This is a genomic window from Streptomyces sp. NPDC002787 (assembly GCF_053592095.1).
Window position 1 is genome coordinate 170640 of record NZ_JBSFVC010000023.1, and the last position, 16358, is coordinate 186997.

22 protein-coding genes are annotated in these 16358 nt (G+C 71.6%); all 22 read left to right on the top strand.

Annotated elements, in window-relative coordinates; genetic code table 11:
* Positions 1–65: 65 nt before the first annotated feature.
* The 22 genes from ACWD26_RS30035 (at position 66) to ACWD26_RS30140 (ending at position 16220) form a co-directional block, all read left to right on the top strand.
* The gene (locus ACWD26_RS30035) at positions 66–434 is read left to right on the top strand and encodes a hypothetical protein (RefSeq protein ID WP_451275090.1); all 369 of its coding nucleotides are present in this window, start codon (positions 66–68) and stop codon (positions 432–434) included.
* On the top strand, positions 431–694 hold the full coding sequence (locus tag ACWD26_RS30040; RefSeq protein WP_401694999.1) for a hypothetical protein: 264 nt from the start codon (positions 431–433) through the stop codon (positions 692–694). The genes ACWD26_RS30035 and ACWD26_RS30040 overlap by 4 nt, the downstream gene beginning before the upstream one ends.
* Before the next feature lie 166 nt (positions 695–860).
* The gene (locus ACWD26_RS30045) at positions 861–2276 is read left to right on the top strand and encodes a hypothetical protein (protein ID WP_451275091.1); all 1416 of its coding nucleotides are present in this window, start codon (positions 861–863) and stop codon (positions 2274–2276) included.
* A 63-nt stretch (positions 2277–2339) separates the two neighbouring features.
* Complete coding sequence (locus ACWD26_RS30050) at positions 2340–2582, top strand: hypothetical protein (protein ID WP_451275092.1); 243 nt, start codon at positions 2340–2342, stop codon at positions 2580–2582.
* An 89-nt stretch (positions 2583–2671) separates the two neighbouring features.
* Positions 2672–4921: a hypothetical protein gene (locus ACWD26_RS30055; protein ID WP_451275093.1), complete on the top strand. Its 2250-nt coding sequence runs from the start codon at positions 2672–2674 to the stop codon at positions 4919–4921.
* 215 nt (positions 4922–5136) lie between these two features.
* Entirely contained in the window at positions 5137–5616 is a 480-nt protein-coding gene (locus tag ACWD26_RS30060; RefSeq protein ID WP_451275094.1) for a hypothetical protein, read from the top strand.
* Between the two features lie 12 nt (positions 5617–5628).
* A complete protein-coding gene (locus ACWD26_RS30065; protein ID WP_451275095.1) occupies positions 5629–6360 on the top strand; it encodes a hypothetical protein in 732 nt (243 codons plus the stop codon).
* Between the two features lie 118 nt (positions 6361–6478).
* A complete protein-coding gene (locus ACWD26_RS30070) occupies positions 6479–7054 on the top strand; it encodes a hypothetical protein (RefSeq protein WP_451275096.1) in 576 nt (191 codons plus the stop codon).
* 209 nt (positions 7055–7263) lie between these two features.
* Positions 7264–7590 (top strand): hypothetical protein, encoded by a 327-nt coding sequence (locus tag ACWD26_RS30075; protein WP_451275097.1) that lies wholly within the window; start codon positions 7264–7266, stop codon positions 7588–7590.
* A 142-nt stretch (positions 7591–7732) separates the two neighbouring features.
* Positions 7733–8614, top strand: coding sequence for a hypothetical protein (locus ACWD26_RS30080; RefSeq protein WP_451275098.1), 882 nt, complete (start codon positions 7733–7735; stop codon positions 8612–8614).
* A gap of 137 nt (positions 8615–8751) precedes the next feature.
* Positions 8752–9225: a hypothetical protein gene (locus ACWD26_RS30085; RefSeq protein WP_451275099.1), complete on the top strand. Its 474-nt coding sequence runs from the start codon at positions 8752–8754 to the stop codon at positions 9223–9225.
* A 76-nt stretch (positions 9226–9301) separates the two neighbouring features.
* Complete coding sequence (locus tag ACWD26_RS30090; protein ID WP_451275100.1) at positions 9302–9895, top strand: hypothetical protein; 594 nt, start codon at positions 9302–9304, stop codon at positions 9893–9895.
* A gap of 73 nt (positions 9896–9968) precedes the next feature.
* Entirely contained in the window at positions 9969–10586 is a 618-nt protein-coding gene (locus ACWD26_RS30095; protein WP_451275101.1) for a hypothetical protein, read from the top strand.
* Positions 10583–10867 (top strand): hypothetical protein, encoded by a 285-nt coding sequence (locus ACWD26_RS30100; RefSeq protein ID WP_451275102.1) that lies wholly within the window; start codon positions 10583–10585, stop codon positions 10865–10867. The genes ACWD26_RS30095 and ACWD26_RS30100 overlap by 4 nt, the downstream gene beginning before the upstream one ends.
* Positions 10868–10947: 80 nt before the next feature.
* Positions 10948–11646, top strand: coding sequence for a hypothetical protein (locus ACWD26_RS30105; protein WP_451275103.1), 699 nt, complete (start codon positions 10948–10950; stop codon positions 11644–11646).
* 138 nt (positions 11647–11784) lie between these two features.
* Entirely contained in the window at positions 11785–12165 is a 381-nt protein-coding gene (locus tag ACWD26_RS30110; RefSeq protein ID WP_451275104.1) for a hypothetical protein, read from the top strand.
* A 135-nt stretch (positions 12166–12300) separates the two neighbouring features.
* Positions 12301–12816, top strand: coding sequence for a hypothetical protein (locus tag ACWD26_RS30115; RefSeq protein ID WP_451275105.1), 516 nt, complete (start codon positions 12301–12303; stop codon positions 12814–12816).
* A 58-nt stretch (positions 12817–12874) separates the two neighbouring features.
* A complete protein-coding gene (locus tag ACWD26_RS30120; protein WP_451275106.1) occupies positions 12875–13606 on the top strand; it encodes a hypothetical protein in 732 nt (243 codons plus the stop codon).
* A gap of 177 nt (positions 13607–13783) precedes the next feature.
* A complete protein-coding gene (locus ACWD26_RS30125; protein ID WP_451275107.1) occupies positions 13784–14257 on the top strand; it encodes a hypothetical protein in 474 nt (157 codons plus the stop codon).
* A 171-nt stretch (positions 14258–14428) separates the two neighbouring features.
* Positions 14429–14617, top strand: coding sequence for a hypothetical protein (locus ACWD26_RS30130; protein ID WP_451275108.1), 189 nt, complete (start codon positions 14429–14431; stop codon positions 14615–14617).
* A 237-nt stretch (positions 14618–14854) separates the two neighbouring features.
* A complete protein-coding gene (locus ACWD26_RS30135; protein WP_451275109.1) occupies positions 14855–15382 on the top strand; it encodes a hypothetical protein in 528 nt (175 codons plus the stop codon).
* Positions 15383–15581: 199 nt separating this feature from the next.
* Positions 15582–16220, top strand: a complete 639-nt coding sequence (locus ACWD26_RS30140) for a GGDEF domain-containing protein (RefSeq protein WP_451275110.1) — start codon at positions 15582–15584, stop codon at positions 16218–16220.
* Positions 16221–16358 lie beyond the last annotated feature (138 nt).

Below are 16358 nucleotides of genomic sequence, written 5' to 3' on the forward strand. Positions count from 1 at the left end.
AGACGCCGGGGGGCCGCTGACGGGGTCGGCCCACTCCCACAGTGATGAGAAGAGGAAGACGACCCGTGAAGAACATCGTCGCAGGCCAGAAGCCTGTTACCGCAGCCGAGTTCGCCGAGACGGCGCTCGGGGACTACTACCACGCCAGCATCCACGCGCTGCGCGACATCCGCGACACGATCGCGGCCGAGGGCGACGAGATCGAGCGCGCGGACCTGCCGTACTACGACCGGCTCATCGCCGACTACGAGCTGGACCAGATCCGGCTGGCCTTCTACAACACGCTGGTGCGCAAGGCGCCCCTGCCCCGGAAGGAACCGCGCCGGCCGCGCCGGGTCGCCGACCAGCGGCCCAAGAACGAGCGCCGCCCCGCTGCGCCGGCCGTCTCCACGCGCCCGGCCGCCCGCTTCGTCCTGCGGGGGCGGTCCAAGTGAAGACGACCACCCACTACTTCCAGATCCTCGACGGACTCACCCGCATGTTCCTCGCCCGCCTGGACGACCTGCACCCCTGCCTGCTGCTGCTGGTCATCCCGCTGTTCGTCCTTGTCGTGGGCGCCGCCGCGTTCGCGATCGCCGTCATCGCGGCCGCCGTCACCCTCATCGCCGCCTCCGGCGGCGTGATCCTGCTGGCCCGCTGGGTCATCAACGCTGCCGCGGCCTACTCCAACCGCCGCGCCGCCGTCACCGCATGACCCCCGGTCCGTTCCCGCTGGACACCGCCCGCCCGGCCGCACACCGCCGCCAGGGCCCCGCTGACGCCCTCCCCGGGGGCGGCACGCACCCGCGGTCCCTCCAACTCGCCTCTCCCCACCCTCAGTTCGCCGACCCGCCGCGCACCCCGTAGGAGGTACCCACCCGATGACCACCACCTTCACCGACCCGTCCAGCACGTCCTGGACTGAGCAGGAAGCCAGGGCGGAAGCCATCCGTGTCGAGGCTCAGGCCAAGGCGAGGGCCGAGGAGCGTGCCGCCGAGGTGGCAGCCGCCAAGGCCGCGCCGCAGATCGCCGCAGCGAAGGCCAAGGCCGACGAGATCGAGCGAAACCGCAGGAAGGCGGAGGAGAAGGAGGAGGAAGAGCGCGAGGCCAAGCGCAAGGCGCGCGAAACCGAAGCGGAGCAGATGCGCCGGGCTGCCCAGTCCGCGGCCGCATGGCGCCATGCTGCCAAGGCCATTGCCATCGCCTGCGTCGTTGTCTCCCTGCCGATGCAGATCTCGTTCTTCTGGGACCCGGATGCGCCGTGGCTGGGCGCTGTGCCGTTCGTCCTGGAGGGCATCGCCTTCGCGCTACTGCGGGGAGCGGCGGCCGCCATCGACGACCACCGGCCCAGCTGGCACTACCGCCTCGGTGCCATGGGCGTGGCCATCAACTCCGCGGTCATCAGCTACATCCACGGCGTCGAGGTCTACGGCCTGGCCACCGCACTCGGGGCGGCGTTCTGCTCCGTGGCGGGCCCCGCGGTGTGGGACCTGCACGAGCACGGCCGGATCTCCAAGCGCGACGGCAAGGTGTCCTGGCGTGCACGCCGGGCCCAGCGCGCGGCCGAGCGCCGGCAGGCCAAGGAGCGGGCGGCCGAGCTCAAGGCCCAGCGTGCGGCCGAGAAGGCGGCCGAGGAGAAGGCGGCCGCGTACGAGCAGGCCGTGCTCGATGGCTACGCCGACCGACACCCGGAGGTCTGGGCGCACGCGCTGGACGTGGCAGCCGCGTTCAGCGAAACTTCGGTCACCCGCGACGTGTGGGCACGTGCGTGGCGCGACGTGCACGGCACGGACGTCGGCGACACGAGCGAGTGGATGACGATGCGTGCAGCCGCCGAGGCGCGCGTCGCCGAGGCCGGCGGGCACGCTCACGTGCACGCCACGATCCCGATCCTCGGGACCTTCAGCCGCATCGTCGACGGTGCGGCAAGTGCACCCGCCAAGAGCGGCGACGTCTTCGACCAGGAGGCGCCGGCCCCGTCCGCGACGGGCGCACGCGAAGGTACCGAAACCGCAGGTCAGACCTCTCGTAAGACCGATCGGAACGAGCGTCGTTCCCGCCGCGCCGAGCGCAAGAAGCAGCGCGGCGGCAGTGCACGCCGCAAGCCCCGTGTCCTTGCCGGCCAGCGCGGCCAGACCCGTCGCGAGCCGCTCACCGACGAGCAGCTCGACGAGCGGGTGCGTGCACTCGACCCGGACAAGCCCACCCTCTCCGCCCGCTACGTCGCGCAGGAGGTCGGATGCGACCAGGCGCGCGCCAAGCAGTCCCTGATCCGTGTCGACCGGTACGCCCACTGACCAACGCCTGCCACCGCACGTTCGCGTGCACGTCCCCACCCACCGGAACGGAGGCCATCACCCATGAGTCCGAACACGAGCACCGACAGCCGCCACCTTCCGCTGACCCTTCCGCTGGCCATGCCCGCCGGAACCGGCGTCTTCATCGTCACGCTCAAGACGCATCCCGCGGACGAGGCAGGCATCGCAGCCCTGGTTGTCTTCCTCGTCGTCCTCTTCGCCCCCGCCCTGCTCAAGGGCACCGCGAAGACCGCCGCCGCCCTGACCAAGCCCAAGAAGAAGAAGTCCAAAGACAAGAAGGGCTAAGCAAAAACGCCCGTTTTTGCATCACACGGTGGCGGCGCCTGGCCGCGCCGCCACCGCCCACACGCACCCTGCACGAAGGAGCTTCCTGCATGACCGACCACATCCCCGACAGCCCGCAGCCGGACGAGACCCCCATGGACGTCCGCCAGCTCTTCCCCCACCCCGATGCCCTCGCCGACGTCGAGCGGGAGGCGCGCGCCCGTGTGCAGCTCACGCACGCCGGATACGCCGACACCATCACCGGCACCGTCCGCCTGGCCCACGAGGTCGAGGACGACGCCGAGATCACCGAGCTGCCCGTCGCGCGCCGCACCCTGCCCACCGCGCTGCTGGACCGCGAGGTCTGGCGCCACCGCATCGACGTTGTGGTGCACTCCGCCGGGTTCCACCTGGCCCGCTCCCCGCGCTACGCCTGGCGGCTGGGCCACCTGTCCGTCCTGGGGGCCTGGACCGAGCTGCGCACCGCGTGCGGCTACCTGCTGGCCACCGACTACGGGAACATGATCGACGAGGCGAAGCGGCACAACTACGGCCACGACCATGTCGCCCAGCTGCGCGCCGAGCGGCGCAAGGAGGGCAAGGCGCGCCGCCGGGAGAACACCACGGTCCTCGGGCTGACGGGCTTCACCACCTACACCACCGCTCTGATCGCGCTCGCCACGGTGTGGGGCATGGGGGTCACGGCCCCGTTCTTCATCCCGGCCGTGGGGTTCCTGGCCGCGTGCGGGGTGCGGGAACTCGGGCGTCGTACGGAGCCGTTCGAGGTCTTCGAGCAGGCGGCGGCCTCCGAGGACGCCCCGCTGACCGACTTCACCCTCAACCAGGCCCTGCGCAAGGTGAAGGTGCTGGGGGAGGAGCAGGTCGCCGAGCTGGTCGGCCCGATCCGGTCCGTGGCGATCAACGCCTGCGAGGCCACCCTCAAGCTGCCCAGCGGCGTTACCGCGCCGCGCGTCATCGCCGCCCACGATGCGCTGGCCGAGGCGCTGAACGTCGAGCCGGGGTGGCTGGACATCCGCCAGGCCGGCCACCCCAACCGGATCAGCATGTGGATCGCGACCTCCGAGCCGTTCGCCGACCCTCGGGTCTCGCCGCTGGTGGAGAACCCGGAGCGCCAGGACGCCTGGAACAAGGGCATCCCTATCGGCTTCAACCGGCGCGGAGAGGTGGTCTACCTCAAGCTCCGGCACGTCCTGGCGCTGCTCGGCGGCATGTCGCGCACGGGCAAGGGCATGTTGCTGCGCTCGCTCATCTGCGGTCTCGGCCTGGACCCGAGGATTAACATCCGCCTCGTGGCCGGTGCCAAGCCGGGTGAGCACATCGGCTACGCCCCGGTGTGCGCGACCTTCTTCGGCCGCCGGCCGGAGAGGCTCCTGGCGCTGCTGAAGGGCTTCCAGCAGGAGGCCCTGCGGCGCGAGGCGTACTTGGAGGACCAGGGCCGATCCAAGATGAGTGAGGAGGACCTCGACAAGTTCCCCTGGGAAATCCTCATCATCGACGAGCTCAAGCAGTACACCGGCAAGGCCAAGCCCTTCGCCAAGGAGATTTCCGACCTGCTTGAGGACCTGGCCGGGTTCATCGCGGCGCTCAACATGGGCATCGTGCTGAGCACCCAGGACCCGGACGCGGACACCGTTCCGCGTGGCTACAAGTCCAACTCCGGGGCCCGCATGGCCACCCGCACCGGTTCACCGACCCAGACCAACGCGATCCTGAAGGAGGGCGCCACCGGGAACGGCATGCGCGCCCACGAACTGCCGCCCGAGCGCAAGGGCCTGACCATCCTGGACGTTGACGGCCTGGTCGGTGCGCTGATCAGGTCGTTCATCATCGAGGACGAGGCCTATGACGGGGCGGCCCCGATCATCGCCGCAGGGCGCCGCCTGCGGGAGACGGTGAACCGGGCCCCGGGCCAGTTCTTCGACGAGATCGAGGACTTCCTGCTGAAGTGCACAGGACTCAGCTCGGTCGGCGGCGGCCCCGCCGGCCGGGGCAAGCCCGGGCGCCCCACCGCGGCGGCGTCCCTGCATCGCAGCCTGCTGGCCGACCTGCTCGACATCTTTGAAGCCAGGGGCAACCCCGACCGGCTGCGGACCGTGGACATCCTGGCCGTCCTCGCTGAGGACGACCCGGCGACGTGGTCACCCAAGGCTCTCGGCGTCGACGAGGACGACGAGAAGGGCTGGGCCAGCCAGGGCGGCACCAAGCTGCGCGAGGCGATCGCCGAGGAGCTTCGCGGCACCGGCCGCACGCTGACCTCCAAGGAGTGGAGCAAGGGCGGTCGAGGCCGCGGCTACTACCTCGCCGACGTCCGCGCAGCCGCCGGGATTGCCCCGGAATGACCCCCGCGACGCGGCCCCGACGGGCCGCGTCGCCCCAGGTCAGGGGCGCGACGGCCCCACGACGCCGGCCGCCGGGCCCGCGTCACCGTCGCGCCCCCACGTCCCCTGTCGCGGGCCGTCGAGGCCGCTGACCAGGCACGACGCGGCCCGTCGCGGGCCCATCGCACCTCGCAAAACACCAGATTCCCGGCACACGCCAAGGAGCCTTGCCGATCATGAAAACGCCCGCCCGAACCCCGACGGCCCCCGCCGTTCACGTCCCCCAGCCCCTCACCCACGTCCCCGCCGTCCAGACGGCCCCGCCCGCGCCTGTCACCCAGATCGTCACCCCCCAGGGCGACGTCGTCACCGGCTACCTCATGCAGCCGGCCGACCACCACAGCCCTGCCCCCGCCGCCACATCCCAGCCGCTGCCGGTCTGGGTGCGCTCGACAGCGCTGCTCATGCCCGTCACGGCAGGCAGCGCCACCCTCGCCTTCTGGGGCCTGTCCCTGGCCGTCGAGTCCCTCGCCGTGCTCGCCGCCGCACTGTGGCACCTCTTCCTCTGCCTCCTCGCTCTGTCCGCCGTCGCCGCCGTCGCCGTCACCTGGCGCGGCCGCCGCGGCGGAGCAACCGCCACAGCAACGGCCACGGCCACCAGCCGGGGCCTGTTCGGTAAAGCCACCGCCCGCGCCAGTGCCACCGTCAAGAAGTAAGGGAGAACGCTGATGACCAAGTCCGCACCCAAGAAGGCGCCCGCGAAGAAGACCGCGGGCAAGAAGACGGCCGCCCCCGGCGCGGCGGCCGCCGTCACCGTGAAGGGGCCGCTGACGCTGAACGGCTCGCTCCTGCGCTGCCCCGGCCGCAGCACGGGCAGCGTGCCCCGCTACCTGACCCTGATGATCTCCGGAACGGAGGTACACGCCACCTGCGGCGAGCGCCACCCGCCCGAGGGCCAGCGGCCCAGCCGCCGGGACCCGCAGTGCTTCTTCGTGCTGCCCCTGGTCACCCCCGCGGTCGTGCGCACCATCGCGACCAAGCACGAACCTGGACGGCCCTTCGCCTTCCAGATGCCCGGCGGCCAGGTCCTGAAGGGCAAGAGGGCGCGGGCCGCCAAGGCCGCGCCCGCATCCGGGGCCGGACCGGCCGCCAGTGCGCACGCGACTCGTGCCGCCGCCGCCCGGGCCGCCCGCGCGGGCAGGCCGACGCCAGCGCGCGGCGGCGGCGCCCTGGTCGCCGGTCTGAACACGGTCACCGCCGTGGCCCAGGCCGTGGGCCAGACGGCCGGTGCCGCCGGTGCCGCCGTCAGCTCCACCGCCGGAGCCGTCGGCAAGGTCGCCGATCTCGGCCGCGAAGGCGTGCGCACCGGGCGCGCCGCCATCGAGGCGGCCGACAACGCCGGAGCCCGCCGGTTCGCCCGGGACAACCGGAAGACCGACGGCGACGGCAGCGACGGATGACCAGCGGGGCGGAACTCCCGGAGTTCCGCCCCGCGCCTACATTGTGGTAAAGTTTTTTTTGTCGGAACGGGGTGGCTCCCCGGCCGGCGTCACACGCACTCGAACCGGAAGGACCCCCGTGAACTCCACCTCCCTGCGCGGACTCGCCGCAGTCACCATGACCCTCGGCGCCACCACCCTGATCGTCTCCTGCGCCGGCATCGCACCGTCCGCTGACAGCAAGCCCCCGGTCCGCCACGGCATCGTCATCGACAAGTACAGCCGCGCCGCCTGGACCCAGCGCACCGTCCGAGACGTCTACAAGTGCCGCACCATCACGACGAAGGCCGCCCGCTCCAGCCTCGTCCTCGGAAAGGGCACCGGCGGCACCGGCGGGTCCCGTGGGTCCGGTGGGTCCGGTGGCGGCGGCCTCCTCGGCGGTCTACTCGGCGGCGGGTCCGACCGCAAGCCCAAGACCGACCCCTCGAAGGGATCCTCCTCCGGAAGGAAGCCGAGCCCGCAGGGCAGCAGCCCGAAGAGCCCCGGCACGGGCACCCAGCAGCGCAAGGAGTGCACGAAGACCGGGGAACGCATCGTGGCCACCCCGCACCCCGCCGTCTACAAGCTCCGCATCAAGGCCAAGGACGGGCGAACGGCATGGATGCCCGTCACCGCCGACGTCTACCTGCACACCAAGAAGGGCGACAAGGTCTGATCCCCCGCCCCGCCCCCGCCCCCGGCCTCGCCTCATCGCCGGGGGCGGCCCCTTTGCCCGGCTTGGTCCGCGCCGCCGGGACCGAGTGCACCGGGCAGGACCTCTACACGTGCCGCGCCGACACGACGAAGCCCCCGCTCCAGCGTCCACGGCAGTCCACGGCACGGCCGCTCATCGCACCGACACCTTCGACACCGGAAAGGGCACCCATGAGCGCCACCGACCAGCTGTTCACCGTGGACGGCAGCACCCACGGCCCGTACGCGGCCGGCCCTGTCCCCGAGACTTGGGGCCCCTACGACCCGATCAGCGTCACCCGCTCGACCGCCGAGCGGATCGCGTACGACCTGAACGTGCGGGACGCCGGATGCGGCCTCACCGCCGCATGGGACGGCCCCAATCTCGTCTTCACCTGGGACGAGCGCCACCGAGGCGAAAAGGGAAGCGAGATCGTCACCCCCGAGCCCGATGGCCGCTATCGCATCGGCGGCCTGTGGCCATGGATGCAGTGGGGAGGCGAGGCCCACGAGGTCTGAGGCCTCCGCCTGACCGCCCGTCCTGATCGCGCCCCGCCCCCGGCCCGCGGCCGGGGCGGTCCCTGTGTACGGCCCCCGACTCTGAAACCGCGGGCAGATCCAAGAGCACCCCCGTGACGACAACACACCCAGGAGGACCCTTTTGCCCATCTTCCTTGAGCAGCCCGGCTATGACCCCGGAGGCCCGGACGGGTTGGGCTGGAACCGGCTCAGCCTGAACGCGCACGGCGGCCTGTGGGACGAGTGCGGCTGGATGCCGACGAACCATCCCACCCTGTTCGCCGCCATGACCGGCCGCCAGCGCTGGGGCGGCTTCGAGCCCTGTACGGGGCGCGGCGCGTGCGGCAAATGCCCGGTGCAGCAACGGCACCTCGCGTACGAGGGAGGCGTGGACTGGCCCGAGGGCGTCCCGCTGCTGCTCGCACGGATCAGGCCCTGGCCGCCGGCCCCCGGCGCACTCTTCGGTGGCCTGACCGCCGGGCGCAGCAATCTGGAGCTCTCCGTCTGGAGTGGCGGCCCGCCCCTGCTGGAAACCGGCTGGAGCGAGGTGCTCAACACTCGCGGAGGGCGGATCAGCTGGTGGTGGAGTGACCAGGAGGGCGAAGCGTTCTGGATCGTGCGCGATCACCCTGCCGCCGACGAGGCCCTCGTGCGCAGCGAGGTGGGCCCGGCCGCCACCCGGCACGAACTGTACGGGCACGAGGATGGGCCCCGCCTGGCCGTCCTGACCTGCCAGGGAGCCTGCGCCCACGAGACCTACCACCTGCGGCACCTGGCCGCCGACCTCGCCGACCGCACCGAGGCCGCCGACCGGCCGCCCCAGCCGCCGCCCTCCCTGCCCGAGCGCCTGCCCGGGGTCCCCCTCATCACCCTCTCTCACCGGCACGGGCGCAGCGTGCTGCACCGGCCCCGAAGCCGCGACTACGACACATCCACCGTCGAGGTCCGCTGGGACGTGCCGTTCGACGAACTGACCGCCACCGCGCTCGTCGCCCACGCCGTCCGGCTCACCGCCTCGACCTGAACCCACCAGCCCTGAACCGCCCGCCTGGCAAGCACACTTGCCGGGCGGGTGATCAGGATGGTAAAGTTCTTTCTGTCGAAACGGGATGGCTTCCCGGGGCGGCGCCACACGCACCCACCGCATCCGAGGAGAACGAGATGCTCACCGCGCTCTTGGCCATCGTCGGCACCCTGCTCGGCACCGCCGTCGCCGCACTCTTCCACGACCGCAGCGCCCGCCGGACCGAAGCCGTCCAGCGCCGGGAGCGGGCCCGCGCCGAGACGCTCGACGCCGTCTCCCGCCTCGCCGGGGCCGTCAGCGACCACCGACGTGCCATGTATCTGCGCAGTGAAGCGGCCCTGTCCGGGGCCCCGCAGGAGAGCGTCGAGCGGCTGCGCGCCGACAGCCACCACACCCGCTCCCAGGTGGCCCAGCCTCTCACCGCCCTGCGGCTGCTGGTCACTGACGAGGCGGTCCGCGCCGCCGCCAACGCCATGGTCGTCGCCACGTTCGCGATGCGCCGCGCCGGCGACTCCTGGGATGCCTTGACCGCTGCCCGCGCCAAGGCAGTCGAGGCCCACGACGCATTCGTGGACGCCGCCGCCCGGCACCTCCAGGCCACCGACCGCTGACCCCCCAGGCCAGACCCCCGCCCGGCACGGACGGCTTCCGTGCCGCGTTCCACACGCCACCACCCCGGAGGTTCCCATGCGCATCAGTGCCACTCGCTGCACCACCTGCGACACCTACAACCGCGCCTACCGGACCACCTGCATGTTCTGCGCCCGCAACCTGCCCCAGATCGTGACCGCCCGAGCCCGCGCCTCCCGTATCGCCCTTCGCATCGCCCGGGCCGCCCTCTACCTGGGCGACGGCATCGCGGCGCTCATCATGCTGGAATCGGCGCTCCGCCACGGCGGCGAGCCCGACCGCAGCGCCGGGCTCAAGGCCGCCGCCGCCATGGGACTCGGCCACGGCACCGTCGTGCTGGCCGAGGTCCTGGCCTACTGGCTCCGGCGTGGCCCCGACTGGCAGGAGGCGGCAGCAGCCCTCCGGCAGATCGCCAGCGACCTTGCCGAGGGCACCACGCACGCGGTCGACGAACTCGACCGGCACGGCGGCATCGAGCCCCTGGCGCTCATCCTCGCCGCCGTCGGTAAGCGAGCCGAGACCGAGAGCGCCGACGCCGCCCGCTTCGGCGATGACGATGAGGCGCGCCACCAGGATCAGGTGCGCGAGGTGTCCTACGCAGCCGTCAATCACCTTCTCGCCGACCAGGCCCGCCGGTCCGACTGGCAGTAAGCCCCTGATCCCCGGTCCGGCACCGCCGGACCGGTCCCTCGCACGAACCCACCACACGAGGAGACAGCTCAGCATGAGCGGCACCCCCGCCCCCCGCATCAACCTCCATGGCCTGGCCCTGACGGGCACCCTGATCGCCGTCTTCGACGGCCTGCACGCCCTGTGCGACCAGGTCGTGCAGGACTCACACGACGCAGTGACCAAGGCAATGCACGGCTCCCACCTGGTCTACGTGAACGACGGCACTCCCGTGAAGGAGGACCCGTGGCGGCACGGCAAGGAAGGCCGCACCTGCACGGCCAGCGCCTACGGCCGCCGCTCGGTCAGCCGGCACGTCGGGTCCTACAGCGCCGTGCAGCTGGCAGCGAGCATCACCGTCACCCGGGTCTTCGGCTACCGGGTGCCCGTGCGCACTCTGCTGGCCGGCACTGCCGTCAACGCGCTGACACACGCCGTGATCGATCGCAGGGAGCCCTTGCTGTGGCTCGCGGGCAAGATCGGCAAGAGCGGATACATCGAGCACGCCACCGTCGTCCGCAAGCCCGCCACCGACACCAAGGCCCCGGTCGTGGAGGAATCCGGACCCGGAACAGCCCTCATGGAGATTGACCAGGCCCTGCACCGCGCGATCGGTGTCGGCGCCGCCGTCCTGACCGCCTGGCTCGCAACCCGCCGGGAAGGCCGGAAGTGACCGCGCCCGTACAGCCTCAGGGAGCACGCTGCGGCGCCGCCCATCCCGCTGACCCGACCTCCTGCGACGGACCGGTCACCGTGACCGTCCTCGACGCCGACCGCGCGGGCGCGCACGGCTGCGAAGGCCACGCGGCCCGGCTGCTTGCCTCCCTGGACCGCGGCCAGGCCTACGCCCTGCCCCACGCCCCGGCCGGAGCCGCGATCCGCGTGTTCCGCGCCGCAGCCAGCGCCGAGCCCCTGGGAACCGCCCGCACCCTCCGCGCAATCGCCCAGGTCTGACACCGCACCGCCCGCCGGCCGCCCCTCCCGGGGCGGCCGGTCCTCACCGGCTGAGACGACACCGACAAGGAGGCCACTGGATGACCAACCTCGATGAGATACGCCGGTACGACCAGCTCACCGAACGCGTCTACGGCGAGCGCCGTCTGCCCTCCGGCACCCGGGACCTGATCCTCGCCCTCGGGTGGGTGACCCTCCGGGACCCCAAGCGCCACCACCCGGCCGTGTCCCTGTGGGACCGCACCCGCGAGGTCCTCAACGCCGACAACCGGCAGATGCTGGAGACGATCGCCGAGGACGTCCCCCGTTACGAGCACGACTGGCACGCGAGCCCATCCGGCTGCCAGGCCCCGATGGTCCGGGCGAACCGCCTGTGCGGGAGGTCCACCAGCATCGGCTTCCCGGAATTCGACCCGGTCACCGGCTGGATGACCAACTGGGGGTTCTGCTCCCGGCCGCGCTGCCGCGAGTACATGCGCCCTATCCGCGAACGCGCCGAAGGGAGCAAGAACCGCGCCCCCGAGCCGATCCCCAACGCTGGCGGGATGCTCCCGCTGTTCTTCGCCTGGAACTGGGAAACGAAGTACCGCCGCGCCATGGAGTTGATCAAGCACCGCAGCTCATGGACCCCACCCTCGTACGGCCTGTCGGCCGACGAATGGCCACCCGTGCCCGGGCAAGAGCGCCCGAAGGCGTTCCCCCGGCTGCGCCTGGTCGCCTCCGAGGGCGAGTTCGTCGGACAGGACGGCCCGGCCCTTGCCACGGCTCGCCGTACCTGAACCGCCCCTGGCCGCACCACACAGAAGGAGGGAAGAGGCCGTGCGCGAGACCGCCCAGGCCTGACACCGCACCTTCCGCCATCCGCCCGCCCGGCCGCCCCTGACGGGGCGGCCGATCCTCACCCCGAGGAGCCTGATTTGTCTGTGAAACCCGTGATCCAGTGCGACGGCACACCCGGCGGTCCCGGCACGAAGTGCCGCTCCGAAGGTCAGCCGGCCCTCCCGTGGCACACCACCGCGACGAAGGTCCGCCGCTTCCTGCACAGCCAGAAGGGATGGCACCGTTCGCGCGACGGCCGGGACATCTGCCCCCTGTGCTGGGAAGAGGGCTGCTACAAGCCCGGCTGCGCGCCGTCCCCCTCATGGTGCGGCAAGTGCTCCCAGCGCAGGCCCTGCTGGTGCGACGTCGACGAGCAGGACCCGGATCCGCTCCAGTTGCCGGGCGAGGACCCGGACGAGCCCTGGGACGGAAACCCGGAGACCATACCGGAGGCCGTCGCCGAAGCGATCGGCCTCTGACCACCCTCGGACCGCGCGCCCGGCAGGGGCCCGCCTCACTATCAAGAAGGGTCGTATGCTGGTAAAGTTCATTCTGTCGGAACGGGGTGGCTCCCCGGACCGGCTCCCACACGCACCCCACCGAGGGAGAAACCCGTGTCCCGCTACGACCTGACACCCCACCAGAGCGCACCGCCCGGCCGTACCGTCACGGTCGGATGGACCTGGCTCGGCACGTACCGCATCCGCGTCACCGATGAGGCGAACGGCGCCGCGCGCACCGTCTTCTTCGCCGGTGCGGCCCGGTACGACATCTCCGAGGTCGCCACCGTCCTCGAACTGGCCGCCGCCTATGCGGAAGTGCCCGGGTACCTGCGGCAGGCCCTGATCAACGACCGCGCGACCGAGGGATACCGCTGCCCGACCTGCAAGGGCCGTGGCGCCCGCGTCCTGCCCTCCAGCTGCGACGAGACGGAGTGCTCCCCCTGCGAAGGCAGCGGCATGGTCCAGTGCGCCCACGGCCAGACACTCGCTAGCGGCGAGTGCCCCGTGTGCACCTTCGAGGCCGAATCACCCGCCGCCGTCGAAGCCGCACGCGCTTTCGACGAGCGATGCACCCGCCTCACCGCTGCGCTCTACGCCCCAGGGCCGAGCGTGCCGTCCCATGCCTGATCCGCGCCGTGCAGTCCTCTCCGACCCACCCGATGAGCCACACAAGGAGGCTTCCGTGATGTCCGCCGACACAACCGCCCACCCGGCCACCGCCTACGACCACTGCGCCGGTCCCCCCGAACTCCGGGTGTCCGGGGAAGTATTCGGCCGGGCCGCTACCTTCACCCTCCGCCCCAAGTTCTCAGACTACGTCGGCGACAACCCGCTGCCGGGAGTGGCCGTACGCGTCACCACGCACTTCCGTATCGCCCTGGACTTCACCGCCACCTTCCAGCAGGTCACCGGCGGGCACTGGGAACCGGTGCGCGTCCTCTGCCGTCAGGACGACTACCTTGCGTCCGTCCGGACGGTCCGCCCACACGTCGCGCCGGCCGCCGCCAAGGTCCTGGAGGAGCACCGCGCAGAGCTGGAACCACTTCTGGCTGCCGCCCGTGAGCGAGAGGCCGCCCACGCCCTGGCCGAGGTACACCGGGCGCGGCTCGCTGCTGCCGATGCTCACCGTCGGGTCGAGGCGGCCGAGGACGAGTTCAGCCTGTTCGGAGTCGGCGAAGAGCGGGCCGCTACGGTCATCAGCCAGCTCTCCGGGCGGCCGGGCGTCCGGCCGCACTCCGGTCCTCCGGTCGTACGCAGCACGTCCTACGGCCGGGTGCTGATCCTGTGCCCCGTCGGCCACCTGGTGCAGTCCGTCAAGGACGAGGACTGGAACGGCTCGCAGATCGCGGCCCGCTGTGCCGACCCTGCCTACACCGTGACGTGCCACGGCCAGACCGGCGCCCCTCTCACGCGCTGACCCGCCCTCCGGGCCCGGGCTCGACCCGGGCCCGGACTTCACCAGCCCAACACTGCGCCGATGTCTGACCCGCAGGTGCCGGAAATGCCGACGCGCCCGGCACCAGTTGCCCTCCCCGGGCGAACCGGCTGCACGCCACCGCGGGCACCACGCCCGCGCTTCGCGAAGAAGGAGACCATGCCCCAGCCCACCCCTTCTGACCCCGACTCTGCACCCCTGCCCCTGCCGCCGCTGTACGAGGTCTGTTCCCACTGCAACGGGCAGTGGCTGAAGCCGAACCCCGCCTACGCCGAGCACGCCGAGCAGGGGCGGGCTCTGCTCCAGGCCGCGATCGAGGCCCGCCGGGCCGCCGGGCTGAGCGGCGGCGACGAAGACCCCGAGATCGTCGACCGCATGGCCCCGCACACGGACCGCATGGTCACCGACCCCCTGCACGACAAGCTCGGACCGGCTGCCGACAAGGCCCGGATCGCCACCGACGCCTGGCGGATCCACCAAAGCAAACCCCCCACCGGGCCTGACGGACTGCCCGAAGACGAGGAGCTCTACTGCATCGAGTGCGACGGCCACTCCGGATACCAGCCGACCGACGCAGGCCGCCAGATCCTCCAGTTCCTGCACATCTTCCGGCCGCCCAGCATGCGCCCCTGACCTCCGGCCCGCGCCTCCGTAAGGGGCGCGGGCCGCTCCCGGCGATGAAACCGCACAAGACCCCGACCGGCTCGCCCACGGGTGTATAAAGCGATAAAGTTCTTTCTGTCGAAACGGGGTGTCTCTCCGGGTCGGCTTCCACATGCACCCCACTGAAGGAGATGGTTAGACATGCCGGGCAAGGCCCTCTGCGAGATCTGTGGCGAAGAGCGCGACGCGGTGGACGAAGAGGGTGTTTGCGCCCTGTGCCACGACGAAAACGCCCGCGACACGGACGCGGAACTGCGCGCCGTGGGCATCGACCCCGAAGACTCGCCCGTCGTCATGGCCGCGGAGCTCGCGCGCCGCATCCTCACCTGACGAACCACTCATCCCGGAGCCCCAGCGGGCCCAGGACCCTACGGGCAGTCACGAGCGTGACTCCCCACCCCCAACGCTCCCACCACGAGAAAGGCACCGCCCATACGCATCAACACCTGCACCACCCCGACCGAACGCGCCGCCGTCACGCTGCGCGCCGCCCTCATCCGGTTCGGCATCCCCTACCGCACTATCCGCGGATCATGGGGCGAACTCATAGAGATACCCCTCGCCGACGTGGGCGCCGGGCGCGGCACGCTGGAGATCGCAGACCGCGACTTCTCCCTCTTCCACGGGCCGGGCGAGCACACTGGATGGAGCATCTTCCCGCGCGACGAGCACGGCATGTGCCTGAGCAACCCCATGTACATCTCCGGGGACGGGGAAACGGTGGTGGCCTGTGACGCCGACTCGTTCGCCGCCGCCGCAGCCGTCGCCGCCCACATCGCCGCCCGCCAGGCCCCCGTTCACGGCCCGCTGCGCCCTGACCACGTCTGGGAGGAGTGCACCGGCCCCAACCGCCACTGCAAAAAGGCTTACCGGCAGGGCCGCACGGTCCACATAATCCCCGCCGCCTTCGCTGACAGCAGTCACCTCGTCCTGCCCACCAACCACTACGCCTCGCAGGAGGAGGCCCGCGCAGCGGTCGCCGACGCCCGCCGTACCGCCGTCATCATCGCCGCCGACGGGCAGTTGTACAAAGCCCGCAGGCTCCGCCGGCCGTACCGGCTGCTTCCTGGCTGGGTCGACCCCACCCGCCGCTGAACCCGCGCGCTCACGACCTCCGGCCCGCGCCCCCACAAAGGGGCGTGGGCCCGTTTCCTTCCTCCCTCGACCGGCAGCGAGTGCGGCGCGGCGGCCAGTTCACTCGCCCGAGAGGGTTAACAGTGGTAAAGTTCTTTCTGTCGGAACGGGATGGCTCCCCGGACCGGCTCCCACACGCACACGCTGACGAAGGAGCCCCATGACCACCGCCGTCGAACGCGCCACCGTCGAACGCGCCACCGTCGACCCGGCCGCCGCGCTCGCCGCAGCCCGCGCTGAACTGCGCACCGGCCATCCGAGCCTGAACACCCTGGCCCAGCTCACTCAGGTCACCGAAAACCTGCTCGCACAGGTCGACCTCCTTGCCCACCAGCTCACCGAAGCGCGTACCTGCCCGCTCACCGGGCTGCCCACACGGGCGCTCTGGCTCGCACAGGCCGAAGAAGTCGTCGCCACCGGCCCCTCCATCGTGATCATGGTCGACCTCAACGACTTCAAGCCCGTCAACGACAACTTCGGTCACGCCGCCGGCAACGCCGTCCTGACGGAGGTCGGCATACGAGTGGCCGACTGGACAACGGGCCGCGGATGCGGCGGCCGACTCGGCGGCGATGAGTTCGCGCTCGCCGTCCGCGAGGAGCCCGGGCTGGAGCAGGCCATCACCGCCCTGCGCCGACGGCTGACCGCCCCGATCGCCTACGGCTCCCAGCGGCTCATGGTCGGCGCCTCCTTCGGCGTGGCCCGCGTCCACGGCCGGACCTCACAGGCGCTGTCCGAAGCCCTGCACAGGGCCGACCTGCGGATGTACCGCGAAAAGGGCCAGACCGGGCGCCGCTGACTACCGCTGACCCTTCCGCCGCGCCGCGCCCCCCCCGGCGCGGCGCCCCGCCCACCCCCCCCAAAAAAATAAAAATGGTGGTTTTGTTTTTGTATTTAATGAGTAAGTATCGCCTTTACCCCACGCCCGCAAATGCGG

Excerpts from the sequence above, each read along its gene's own strand:
- ACWD26_RS30120 (WP_451275106.1), top strand. The coding sequence starts at position 12,875 with ATGTCCGCCGACACAACCGCCCACCCGGCCACCGCCTACGACCACTGC.
- ACWD26_RS30095 (WP_451275101.1), top strand. The coding sequence starts at position 9,969 with ATGAGCGGCACCCCCGCCCCCCGCATCAACCTCCATGGCCTGGCCCTG.
- ACWD26_RS30140 (WP_451275110.1), top strand. The coding sequence starts at position 15,582 with ATGACCACCGCCGTCGAACGCGCCACCGTCGAACGCGCCACCGTCGAC.
- ACWD26_RS30055 (WP_451275093.1), top strand. The coding sequence starts at position 2,672 with ATGACCGACCACATCCCCGACAGCCCGCAGCCGGACGAGACCCCCATG.
- ACWD26_RS30050 (WP_451275092.1), top strand. The coding sequence starts at position 2,340 with ATGAGTCCGAACACGAGCACCGACAGCCGCCACCTTCCGCTGACCCTT.
- ACWD26_RS30060 (WP_451275094.1), top strand. The coding sequence starts at position 5,137 with ATGAAAACGCCCGCCCGAACCCCGACGGCCCCCGCCGTTCACGTCCCC.
- ACWD26_RS30090 (WP_451275100.1), top strand. The coding sequence starts at position 9,302 with ATGCGCATCAGTGCCACTCGCTGCACCACCTGCGACACCTACAACCGC.
- ACWD26_RS30105 (WP_451275103.1), top strand. The coding sequence starts at position 10,948 with ATGACCAACCTCGATGAGATACGCCGGTACGACCAGCTCACCGAACGC.
- ACWD26_RS30125 (WP_451275107.1), top strand. The coding sequence starts at position 13,784 with ATGCCCCAGCCCACCCCTTCTGACCCCGACTCTGCACCCCTGCCCCTG.
- ACWD26_RS30130 (WP_451275108.1), top strand. The coding sequence starts at position 14,429 with ATGCCGGGCAAGGCCCTCTGCGAGATCTGTGGCGAAGAGCGCGACGCG.
- ACWD26_RS30085 (WP_451275099.1), top strand. The coding sequence starts at position 8,752 with ATGCTCACCGCGCTCTTGGCCATCGTCGGCACCCTGCTCGGCACCGCC.
- ACWD26_RS30065 (WP_451275095.1), top strand. The coding sequence starts at position 5,629 with ATGACCAAGTCCGCACCCAAGAAGGCGCCCGCGAAGAAGACCGCGGGC.
- ACWD26_RS30075 (WP_451275097.1), top strand. The coding sequence starts at position 7,264 with ATGAGCGCCACCGACCAGCTGTTCACCGTGGACGGCAGCACCCACGGC.
- ACWD26_RS30045 (WP_451275091.1), top strand. The coding sequence starts at position 861 with ATGACCACCACCTTCACCGACCCGTCCAGCACGTCCTGGACTGAGCAG.